Annotated in this window: 12 protein-coding genes and 1 pseudogene; 10 read left to right on the top strand and 3 right to left on the bottom strand. The window is 69.1% G+C overall.

Annotated features, from left to right (window positions below; all coding sequences use genetic code 11):
• Nucleotides 1-24: 24 nt before the first annotated feature.
• Nucleotides 25-555: pseudogene (locus AWC24_RS18740) on the top strand (Rv1078 family RDD domain-containing protein); the annotation flags it as partial.
• Nucleotides 552-1706: a cystathionine gamma-synthase gene (locus AWC24_RS18735; protein WP_085087906.1), complete on the top strand. Its 1155-nt coding sequence runs from the start codon at nucleotides 552-554 to the stop codon at nucleotides 1704-1706. The pseudogene AWC24_RS18740 and the gene AWC24_RS18735, both read left to right, overlap by 4 nt.
• A gap of 25 nt (nucleotides 1707-1731) precedes the next feature.
• On the opposite strand, the gene greA is transcribed toward AWC24_RS18735, so the two are convergent.
• Both greA and AWC24_RS18725 read right to left on the bottom strand, forming a co-directional pair.
• Complete coding sequence (greA, locus tag AWC24_RS18730; protein WP_085087904.1) at nucleotides 1732-2226, bottom strand: transcription elongation factor GreA; 495 nt, start codon at nucleotides 2224-2226, stop codon at nucleotides 1732-1734.
• A gap of 138 nt (nucleotides 2227-2364) precedes the next feature.
• Complete coding sequence (locus AWC24_RS18725) at nucleotides 2365-2787, bottom strand: DUF4307 domain-containing protein (protein ID WP_085087901.1); 423 nt, start codon at nucleotides 2785-2787, stop codon at nucleotides 2365-2367.
• 116 nt (nucleotides 2788-2903) lie between these two features.
• Here AWC24_RS18725 and mca point away from each other — a divergent pair, with 116 nt between their 5' ends.
• From mca to AWC24_RS18705, 4 genes are read left to right on the top strand one after another with little or no spacing between them, the layout of a single operon-like run.
• Nucleotides 2904-3773: a mycothiol conjugate amidase Mca gene (mca, locus tag AWC24_RS18720; RefSeq protein WP_085087898.1), complete on the top strand. Its 870-nt coding sequence runs from the start codon at nucleotides 2904-2906 to the stop codon at nucleotides 3771-3773.
• A complete protein-coding gene (locus tag AWC24_RS18715) occupies nucleotides 3773-4027 on the top strand; it encodes a hypothetical protein (protein WP_013827971.1) in 255 nt (84 codons plus the stop codon). The genes mca and AWC24_RS18715 overlap by 1 nt, the downstream gene beginning before the upstream one ends.
• 14 nt (nucleotides 4028-4041) lie before the next feature.
• Nucleotides 4042-6063 (top strand): thioredoxin domain-containing protein, encoded by a 2022-nt coding sequence (locus AWC24_RS18710; protein WP_085087895.1) that lies wholly within the window; start codon nucleotides 4042-4044, stop codon nucleotides 6061-6063.
• Nucleotides 6060-6443, top strand: coding sequence for a nuclear transport factor 2 family protein (locus tag AWC24_RS18705; protein ID WP_085087892.1), 384 nt, complete (start codon nucleotides 6060-6062; stop codon nucleotides 6441-6443). The genes AWC24_RS18710 and AWC24_RS18705 overlap by 4 nt, the downstream gene beginning before the upstream one ends.
• A gap of 8 nt (nucleotides 6444-6451) precedes the next feature.
• Here AWC24_RS18705 and trhA read toward each other — a convergent pair whose 3' ends face one another.
• Nucleotides 6452-7165 carry a PAQR family membrane homeostasis protein TrhA gene (trhA, locus tag AWC24_RS18700; protein ID WP_085087889.1) on the bottom strand — a complete coding sequence of 238 codons (714 nt, stop codon included), beginning with the start codon at nucleotides 7163-7165 and terminating at the stop codon, nucleotides 6452-6454.
• A 70-nt stretch (nucleotides 7166-7235) separates the two neighbouring features.
• Here trhA and AWC24_RS18695 point away from each other — a divergent pair, with 70 nt between their 5' ends.
• The 4 genes from AWC24_RS18695 to AWC24_RS18680 form a co-directional block, all read left to right on the top strand.
• A complete protein-coding gene (locus tag AWC24_RS18695) occupies nucleotides 7236-8054 on the top strand; it encodes a (2Z,6E)-farnesyl diphosphate synthase (protein WP_085087886.1) in 819 nt (272 codons plus the stop codon).
• 5 nt (nucleotides 8055-8059) lie between these two features.
• The gene (locus AWC24_RS18690; RefSeq protein ID WP_109560560.1) at nucleotides 8060-9427 is read left to right on the top strand and encodes a hypothetical protein; all 1368 of its coding nucleotides are present in this window, start codon (nucleotides 8060-8062) and stop codon (nucleotides 9425-9427) included.
• A gap of 120 nt (nucleotides 9428-9547) precedes the next feature.
• On the top strand, nucleotides 9548-9955 hold the full coding sequence (locus AWC24_RS18685) for a hypothetical protein (RefSeq protein WP_085087884.1): 408 nt from the start codon (nucleotides 9548-9550) through the stop codon (nucleotides 9953-9955).
• Between the two features lie 54 nt (nucleotides 9956-10009).
• A partial coding sequence (locus AWC24_RS18680) for a DUF732 domain-containing protein (protein ID WP_109560561.1) occupies nucleotides 10010-10390 on the top strand: 381 nt, incomplete at its 3' end.

The raw sequence follows: 10390 nt of genomic DNA, 5'->3' as shown, positions 1-10390 counted from the left end.
GAGTAGGACTCCTGCGGGAGGTCGCCGCCGGGCAACTACCCCCCGCCTGCCCCCGGGTACGCCTCGGTCGGAAGCCCGGTCGGCGACCTCCCGCAGGAGTCCTACACGTCGTGGCTCACCCGGGTGGGCGCCTACTTCATCGACTCCTTCCCGATGCTGGTGATCTACGGGATTCCCTCGATGATCGCCGGGTCCACCGCACAACGGGAGTGCATCACCACGTCGGCCGGGTTCGCCTGCACGGTCACGCCGTCGACCGTCGGCGCCCTGCTGATGTTCCTCGGCTGGCTGGGGGCCTTCGGCTTCGGACTCTGGAACTACGGCTACCGGCAGGGAACCACCGGATCGAGCATCGGCAAATCGGTGATGAAGTTCAAAGTGGTCTCCGAAATCACCGGTCAGCCGATCGGGTTCGGGATGTCGATCGTGCGACAACTGGCCCACATCATCGACGGCATCATCTTGTTCATCGGCTACCTGTTCCCGCTGTGGGACGCCAAACGCCAGACGCTGGCCGACAAGATCATGACCACTGTCTGTCTGCCGATCCGGTGAGCCGCCTGCACGGCCCGATCGGCCCCTCCACCGCGGCGATTCACGCCGGTTACCGGCCCGACCCGGCCACCGGGGCCGTCAATGCCCCGATCTATGCGAGCAGTACGTTCGCCCAGGACGGTGTCGGCGGCCTGCGGGGCGGTTACGAGTACGCCCGTACCGGCAACCCGACCCGAACAGCGCTGGAGACCGGACTGGCCGCCGTCGAGCAGGGCCGGTACGGCCGGGCGTTCAGTTCCGGGATGGCCGCCACGGACTGTGCACTGCGGGCGATGCTGCGCCCCGGCGACCACTTGATCATCCCCGACGACGCCTACGGCGGCACCTTCCGGCTGATCGACAAGGTGTTCACCGATTGGGGTGTGGCCTACACGCCGGTCGCCCTGTCCGACCTGGACGCGGTGCGTGCCGCACTCACCGACCAGACCCGGCTGATCTGGGTGGAGACGCCCACCAATCCGCTGCTGTCGATCAGCGACATCGAAGGCATCGCCGCAATCGGCCGGGAATCAGGTGCAAAGGTGTTGGTGGACAATACCTTCGCCTCGCCGGCGCTGCAGCTGCCGCTGACGCTGGGCGCCGACGTGGTGCTGCACTCCACCACCAAGTACATCGGCGGCCACTCCGATGTGGTCGGTGGCGCGCTGGTCACCGACGACGAGGAACTCGACGCCGCCTTCGCGTTCCTGCAGAACGGCGCCGGGGCGGTCCCCGGTCCGTTTGACGCTTACCTCACGCTGCGGGGCCTCAAGACGCTGGTGCTGCGGATGCAGCGGCACAGTGAGAACGCGGCCGCGGTGGCGGAGTTCCTCGCCGGGCAAGCCGCCGTCGACACCGTGCTCTATCCGGGCCTGCCCGGCCACCCGGGCCACGACGTCGCCGCGCGCCAGATGCGCGGGTTCGGTGGCATGGTGTCGGTGCGGATGCACGGCGGTCGGGGAGCTGCGGAGAAACTGTGCGCCGCAACCGAGATCTTCATCCTGGCCGAGTCACTGGGCGGGGTGGAGTCGCTGATCGAACACCCGGGCGCGATGACCCATGCCTCGACGGCCGGTTCGCAACTGGAGGTTCCCGACGATCTGGTGCGGCTCTCGGTCGGCATCGAGGACATCGATGACCTGCTCGAGGATCTCAAGCAGGCGCTGCGCTGAGCGGCCGGCGCCGGACCGGTTGGGCTCAGGGGCGATAGGGCTCCGCGCTGACCAGGGTCACCTTGACGGTGTTGCCGCTGGGCACCGTGTAGCTGCGCTCCTCGCCTTCCTTGGCGCCGAGCAGGGCGTGGCCCAGCGGTGAGTTCGGCGAATACACCTCGAGGTTGTCCTCGCTGATCCCCTCTTGGCGGGTGGCGATCAGGAAGGTCTCGGTGTCGCTCTTGTCGCCGTCGTAGAACACCTTGACCACCGAACCGGGCAGCGCCACCCCGGACTGGGTCGGGGCTTCACCGACCTTGGCGTTGTTGAGCAGCTCCTGCAGCTGGCGGATGCGGGCCTCTTGCTGACCCTGCTCCTCGCGGGCAGCGTGATAGCCGCCGTTCTCCCGCAGATCACCCTCCTCGCGGCGGTCATTGATCTCCGCGGCGATCACCGGACGGTTCGCGATCAGCTGGTCGAGCTCGGCCTTGAGCCGGTCGTGCGACTCCTGCGTCAACCAGGTCACCTGGGTGTCCGTCATGTCACTGTGCTCCTCATGTCGTCGGACCCGGCGATAGCAGCCAGTGGGGGTCGACGTCGTTAGTAATGCAGTCGTTCTAATGCAGCAATACACGGTCCCACCTGGAACCGTGTATCCATACAGGGTACCACCGGAAAATCAGGGCGACCGCAGGTAATCAGGCACGTCGGGGCCGCACCCGTAGATATCGCCCATGAGCGGTGGCTGGGAGGATTTGACGATCGTCGTCACCTGGAGGGTCGACGACTCCGACGCTGGAATCAGCACTTCACGCCGGCCGGTCTCACTGCCGTCACCTGTCCGGACCCGCACGATGCAGACCGCCGGGCGGGACGGATCGGATCGCGTCACGCTGATCTTCACCGTCACCGTCTGGTCGTCGACCACCTCGTAGCCGTACAGCTCGCCTTTCACGTCGGCGGTGGTCAGTCGTTTGAAGCCCAGCACAGCGACGGCGGTGGCGGTCACGATCGCCAGCGCGCCCAGCATGATGGCCAGCAGGCGCCGTGGCAGGGCGCGGCCGCGGGTGTCGCCGTAGCGGGCCGGCGTCGAGTCGGTCATCGTGCGGTATGCCCCATGGTCGTGAGTCGGGATCGGTTAACGCGCCCGCCGCCCATGGTGGAACGATGGAGGCCGAAACCAACGGGAACTATAGGGGCTAAAAGGGGAACGTGCACATGAGCGGACTGCGGTTGATGGCGGTGCATGCGCACCCCGACGACGAGTCCAGCAAGGGTGCGGCGACGCTCGCCCGTTACGCTGCCGCCGGCCACCGGGTGATGGTGGTGACGCTGACCGGGGGCGAGCGCGGCGACATCCTCAACCCGGCCATGGACCTGCCCGACGTGCACGGTCACATCGCCGAGATCCGCCGCGACGAGATGGCCAAGGCCGCCGAGATCCTCGGCGTCGAGCATCACTGGCTGGGTTTCGTCGACTCCGGGCTGCCCAAGGGTGAGCCGCTGCCCCCGCTGCCGGAGGACTGCTTCGCGCTGGTGCCGCTGGAGGTGTCCGTCGAAGCCCTGGTGCAGGTGGTTCGCGATTTCCGGCCGCACGTGATGACCACCTACGACGAGAACGGCGGCTACCCGCACCCCGACCACATCCGCTGCCACCAGGTCTCGGTGGCCGCCTTCGAGGCCGCCGGCGACTACCGCCGCTACCCGCACACCGGCGATGTCTGGAACGTCTCGAAGCTGTACTACAACCACGGCTTCCTGCGGCAGCGGATGCAGCTGCTGCAGGACGAGTTCGCCCGGAACGGGCAGATCGGGCCGTTCGCCAAGTGGCTGGAGCGCTGGAAACCCGACCACGACAGCTTCGCCGACCGGGTGACCAGCCGGATCCACTGCGCCGAGTACTTCCACCAGCGCGACGACGCGCTGCGCGCGCACGCCACCCAGATCGACCCGAACGGCGATTTCTTCGCCGCCCCGATCGAGTGGCAGCAACGCCTGTGGCCCACCGAGGAGTTCGAGCTGGCCCGGTCCAGGGTGCCTATCATCCTGCCGGAGACCGACCTGTTCGCCGGGATCGAGGACAATTGATGAATCATGCTCTGCTGACCACACTTTGGCTCTTGGCCGACGATGTGCCCCGGGAAACCGGGCCGGACTTCGGTAAGGCCAGCCCATTCGGCCTGCTGGTGGTCGTACTGCTGCTGCTCGGCACGTTCGGGCTGGTGTGGTCGATGAACCGGCACCTCAAGCGGGTGCCGGAATCCTTCGACCGGGAGGATCCGGCCGCCGACCAGGCCGCCGACGAGGGCACCTTGGACCCGGGGCCGGACTCGGCGGGCTAGGCCGCAGGTTAGTCATGGCCAATCGTCTCGGTGAATCCACCAGTCCGTATCTGCGGCAGCATGCCGACAATCCGGTGCACTGGCAGGAGTGGACGCCCGAGGCGCTGGCGCAAGCCGCCGAGCGCGACGTGCCGATCCTGCTGTCGGTCGGTTATGCGGCCTGTCACTGGTGCCACGTGATGGCCCACGGATCGTTCGAGGACGCGACAGTCGCCGAGGCGATGAACGACGGCTTCGTCTGCATCAAGGTGGACCGGGAGGAGCGCCCGGACATCGACGCGATCTACATGAACGCCACCATCGCGCTCACCGGCCGCGGCGGCTGGCCGATGACCTGTTTCCTGACTCCGGACGGGCGGCCGTTCTACTGCGGCACCTACTACCCCAAAGAGACGTTCCTGAACCTGCTTTCGGCGGTCAGCACCACCTGGCGCGAGCGTCGCGACGAGGTCGAGGACGCGTCGGGGCGCATCGCCGCCGAGTTGCGTGCGATGGCCGCCGGACTGCCCGGCGACGGCCCGCCCGTCGACGCGATGCTGTGCGACGGCGCCGTGGCGGCGGTGCTGGGTGATGAGGACACCGAACGCGGAGGCTTCGGCGGTGCACCCAAGTTCCCGCCGTCGGCGCTGATGGAAACCCTGTTGCGCCACTACGAACGGACCACGGCCGGCCCGGCGCTGGACGCGGTGGTCCGCGTCGGTGCGGCGATGGCCCGCGGCGGCATCTACGACCAGCTCGCCGGCGGCTTCGCCCGCTACAGTGTCGACAACGCCTGGGTGGTACCGCATTTCGAAAAGATGCTGTACGACAATGCGCTGCTGTTGCGGGCCTACGCGCACTGGGCTCGCCGCACCGGTGACCCGCTGGCCGCCCGGGTGACCGCGGAGACGGCCCGGTTCCTGCTCGAGGAGCTGTCCGATGGGGGCATGTTCATCTCCTCGCTGGACGCCGACGCCGACGGCCGCGAGGGCTCGACGTATGTGTGGACACCCGAGCAGCTGACCGAGGTGCTCGGCGAGAGCGACGGACGTTGGGCCGCAGAGCTTTTCGGGGTCACTGTGAGCGGGACGTTCGAATCCGGCGCCTCGGTGCTGCAACTGCCGGTCGACCCCGGCGATCCGTCACGCTTCGACCGGGTGCGTGAGCGGTTGCTGGAATCCAGGCGTGCCCGGGTGCAGCCCGACCGTGACGACAAGGTGGTCACCGCCTGGAACGGGCTGACGATCACCGCCTTGACCGAAGCCGCTGTGGCGCTGAGAGATCCGGGTTTGGCCGCCGCCGCGCAGCGCTGCGCCGGCGAACTGCTGGAACTGCATCTGGTGGACGGGCGGCTGCGCCGGGCCAGCCTCGGTGGCCGGGTGGGGGACAGCGCGGCGATTCTGGAGGACTACGGCGCGCTCGCCACCGGGCTGCTCAGCGTGTATCAGCTCAGTGGCGACCCGCGGTGGCGCGACGCCGCCACCGGTCTGCTGGACACCGCGCTGGCCCACTTCGCCGATCCGGCACAGCCGGGACGCTGGTTCGACAGCGCCGATGACGCCGAAGCGCTGATGCTGCGCCCGGGCGATCCGCTGGACGGGGCGACGCCGTCGGGGGCGGCGCTGGTCACCGAGGCGCTGCTGGCCGCGGCACACCTTGCCGGCGCCGACCGCAGCGAGACCTATCGGCGGGCGGCATCCGACGCTCTGGCCGCGCACAGCGCGCTGCTGGCCCGCGCGCCGCGCTCGGTCGGGCACTGGCTGGCCGTGGCCGAGGCCTTCATCCGGGGACCGCTGCAGATCGCGGTGGCCTGCGACCCCGCGGACTCGGTGCTGCTGGCCGAGGCCCGCCGGCTGGCACCCGGCGGGGCGATCGTCGTCGGCGGTGCGCCCGGCTCGTCGGAACTGTTGGCGGGGCGGGACCGCATCGGCGGCGCCGACGCCGCGTACGTCTGCCGCGGCCCGGTGTGCGATCAGCCGGTGACCGGCGCGGCGGAGTTGGCCGCGGCACTCGAAGTGCCCGCGGGCCCGGCTACCGGTGTAACCTGCGGCACATGACGAGCGCACCCGATCGGACACAGGCCATCACCGAGACCGTCCATCGCTACATCGAGTTGGTCGGCAGCGGCGACGCCGACGCCCTGGTCGAGCTCTACGCCACCGACGCCACCCTGGAGGACCCGGTCGGCGGCGAGGTGCATATCGGCCACCAGGCCATCCGTAACTTCTACTCGGCGATCACCGGCCTGCAGCGCGAGAGCGAGCTGGTGACGCTGCGGGTCGCCGGCAACGAGGCGGCGTTCCACTTCGCGCTGACCATCACCAACGGCGACCACCGGATGCGCATCGAGCCGATCGACGTGATGGTGTTCGACGGCGACGGCAAGATCGCCGGGATGAAGGCCTACTGGTCGGCGGAGAACATCACCCAGCTGTAGCGCCGGCGCTAGGACAGCGCGGCGAACCAGATCGCCACGTACTGGCATGCCGCGGCCACCGCGGTGCAGGCATGGAAGAACTCGTGGTAGCCGAACGTCTGCGGCCACGGGTCCGGCCACTTCAGCGCGTACATGATCGCGCCGATGCTGTAGAGCATGCCGCCGATGGTCAGCAGCACCATCGCGGCCACTCCGGCGTTGTGCATGATCGTCGCGATGAAAAACGCTGACACCCAGCCCAACAGCAGATAAAGCGGCACCCCGACCCACTTCGGAGCAGTCGGCCAGCACAGCTTGAGCACCACACCGGCCAGCGCACCGCCCCAAACGATGGTCATCACCAGTCGTTCCTGGGCGCCGTGGTCCATCGCCAGCAGCGCGAACGGGGTGTAGGTGCCGGCGATGAAGATGAAGATCATCGCGTGGTCGAGCCGCTTCATCCTGATCCGGGCGGGCACCGACTTCCAGGTCACCCGGTGATAGGTGGCGCTGACGGCGAACATGCCGACGACCGAGATGGTGTAGGCCAGTGTCGCCAGCCCGGCTTCGACACCGGCCAGCGGCCAGGTCACCCCGATCAGCGCGGCACCGGCGATGACCGCCACGATCGCCGACACCAGGTGAATCCAGCCGCGCGCCCGGGGCCTGGCGTGCGCCACCACGACGTCCGCTGGCAGATCCCCGGGGTCCGGCTCGGCGACGGTCTCGGTGTGTGTGCTCATGAACCTTTCCTCCAGCGATCCCGGATGCGATTCGCGGCAAGTACTGCCGATCACAGTAGTCTGGGTTTTTGTGGCGATCATCCCCGCGCGCCTGAAAGAACCGCTGTACCGGATCTACGAGCTGCGCCTCCGGCAGGGGCTCGCGGCCTCCCGATCCGCGTTGCCGCGTCACATCGCCGTGCTCTGTGACGGCAACCGGCGGTGGGCGCGCGATGCCGGCTACGAAGACGTCAGTTACGGCTACCGGATGGGCGCGGCCAAGATCGCCGAAATGCTGCGGTGGTGCGCCGACGCCGGCATCGAGATGGCCACCGTCTACCTGCTGTCCACCGAGAACCTGCAACGCGACCCCGCCGAACTCGCCGCGCTGATCGAGATCATCACCGACGTGGTGGAGGAGATCTGCGCGCCCGCTAACTGCTGGAGCGTGCGAACGGTCGGCGATCTGGCGCTGCTGGGCGACGAGCCCGCCCGCCGGCTGCGTGAGGCCGTAGAGAGCACAGCGAGCACAGCAAGCGCAGCGGGTTCCGATGGCGCAGGCTACCGCCTTCATGTCAATGTCGCCGTCGGCTACGGCGGCCGCCAAGAGATCGTCGACGCCGTGCGCGGCCTGCTCGGCAAGGAACTGGCCAACGGTGCTACCGCCGAGGAACTCGTCGACGCGGTGACCGTCGAGGGGATCTCGGAGAATCTGTACACCTCCGGCCAGCCGGACCCGGACCTGGTGATCCGCACCTCCGGGGAGCAGCGGCTGTCCGGCTTCCTGCTGTGGCAGAGCGCCTACTCGGAGATGTGGTTCACCGAGGCGCACTGGCCGGCGTTCCGCCGGGTCGATTTCCTGCGCGCGCTGCGCGACTACAGCGTGCGGCACCGGAGATTCGGGCGGTAGTCGGCGTGATCGTGCTGTCTGCGCTGGTGTTCACCCTGAGCTGGTGGCTCGGGATGTACCTGCTGGCGCGTGACCCGCGCAAGCCCGTGCTGGTGCATGCCGCCATCGGGTTGTGCGGGTTCGCGGCGGTGGTCGCCGCCGACGCCGTGCGTGCGGTGTGGCAGCCGGTGCTGCTCGGCAAGCTGGAGATCTACCTGGCCGTGCTGCCCGGAGTGGCGTGGTTCGCGGTGCTGCTGGAACTGGCCCGCCCCTGCGACCGCTGGTCGGGCCGTGGGCGCGACATGGCTCTCATCGGCCTGGTCGCCGCCGCCGCACTGGTCGGGGCGGCGTGGGCCGGCAGCGTCGACGGCCCGCTGCGCGCCGGGCACTGGATGTTGTTCGCGGTGATCTCGCTGTCGACGCTGGGGGCGATGATCAAAGCGGTGACCCGGCCCTCGCAACCCGGCTCGGTGCTCGGCGTGGTGATCGTGGCGACGCTGTTCTTCGCCCTCGCCAACGCGATCCTGATCATCCCGCTGGGGGTGATCCCCAGCGGGATCGCGCTGGCCAGCACCGGCGTCGACGTGCTGCTGCTCGGTCTGGCGGTGGCGCTGTGGGACGCCTTCGACGAGGGCCAGGCGCTGCGGCTGGACATGTTGCGCTCGTTTCTGGCCGCAACCGCGATGGCCGGGTTGCTGGGCGGCCAGCTGCTGATCGGGCTGGTGCTGACGCGCGATGAGCCCACCGCCCAGACCACACTGACGGTGCTGCTGTTCACCACCATCGCGATCGCGATCGAGGTTCAGGTGTTCGTCGACCGGCTTGCCCGGCTCTGGGACCGACTGGCGTTCTGGCGGTCGCCGACCCTGCGCGCCGACCGCGCCGCCCTGCGCGACACCGAGGCGGCGCTGGCGCTGCGTTCCACCGGCCCGCTCGACGACGTCGACGAGGACACCTTCGTCCGGCTGACCCGGCGGGCGTTGGCCCACTACGGCGACCTGTCCAAACTCGTCGCCAGCCCGCTGACGGCGCTGCCGACCATCGACGAACGATTGGCGGCCCGCGGTGCGCCGGACGCGCCGCTGGAACGAGCCAATGAGCTCAAGGCACTGCTGGCCGACCGTATCGCCGCGCTCAAGCCGCGCGACGGCGGCGAGTTCGGCACCACCGAAGAGTGGCGCTATTACAACGCCCTGTACTTCCCCTACGTGGTCGGGGTGCGCGCCTACGCGCAGAACGCCACCGCGGCCGGGCTGGATCCGACCGCCCGGCAGGCCTGGCAGTGGTTGGTCACCGAGGTGCCGCAGCGATCGCTGCACAACTGGCAGAACGCCGGCGCCCGGGTGATCGCCGCCGACCTGCGCGGCCGCATGGCGGTGTCGTCAGGGCTCTGACCTGCGGGTGGCAGTGCTTGGCAGTTTCCCGGGTCGAAGTGGCAGTGGCCCGCGAGCAATGTCGGGGGTGTTCTCAGACGTCTCCCGGACGTCCCGGCCGAACCACGAAGGGAGTTCACCATGACCGCCGTCACCACCCCGGTCCTGTCCGACTCGACCGACTCACTGCTGCGCTTCGCGCTGCGCGCCGACGCCGTCACCACCGGGGTCATCGGCCTGGCCGGTGTGTTCGCCGCCCGCCCGATGGCGGCCCTGACCGGCCTCAGCGCGGTCCAGGAATACGCGGTTGCCGCCTTCTGCGTGCTCTACGGTGTGGCCGTGTACTTCCTGTCCGCGCTGCCGGAGCTGCGCCGGGCGGGAATCGGCGTGTTGGCGGCCAATGTGGTGTGCACCGTCGCGGCCATCGCGGTGGTCGAGACCGGTGTGCTGCCGTTGACCGGGTTCGGCGTCGCGGCGCTGCTCGCCAGTGCCGTCTACACCGCATCGTTCGCCTTCGCGCAGTACCGCGGGCTGCGCCGGCTGCGCTGACTCGCCGCCACTTGAGCGTGTCGCCCCGGCCGCCACCGTCTACAGTTCTGTCCCATGATGTGGCGGCTGGCGGCGATGACGCTGATCCCCGGAACCCTGATATTCGCCGCCGCGCCGGCCCAGGCCGACGAGAAGAGCTACCTCGCCTACCTTGAGTCGCACGGCTTCAAGTACCAGAACACCCCCGGGTTGAACTCGTCGTCCGGCGCACTGAAGTTCGGTGAGATCATCTGCCAGAACCTGCGGCGGGGCCGTCCGGCCAAGGACCGGTTCGGCAAGTCGATCGCCGACGGGATCCCCAAGGTCGTGATCGACGCGGCGCAGAACGAGATGTGCCCGGAGACGTTGCCCGCAGCCACCCCGAAGCCGACACCGGTGACGCCGCCGCCGGGAGCCCCCGAGTCTCCGCCGCCGGGCGCCCCCGAGCCCCCGCCG

The organism is Mycolicibacter senuensis (assembly GCF_002101885.1).
GTDB lineage: Bacteria > Actinomycetota > Actinomycetes > Mycobacteriales > Mycobacteriaceae > Mycobacterium > Mycobacterium senuense.
The sequence above is the reverse complement of the archived record's forward strand: the minus strand, read 5'-3'. Positions and strand labels throughout refer to the sequence as shown.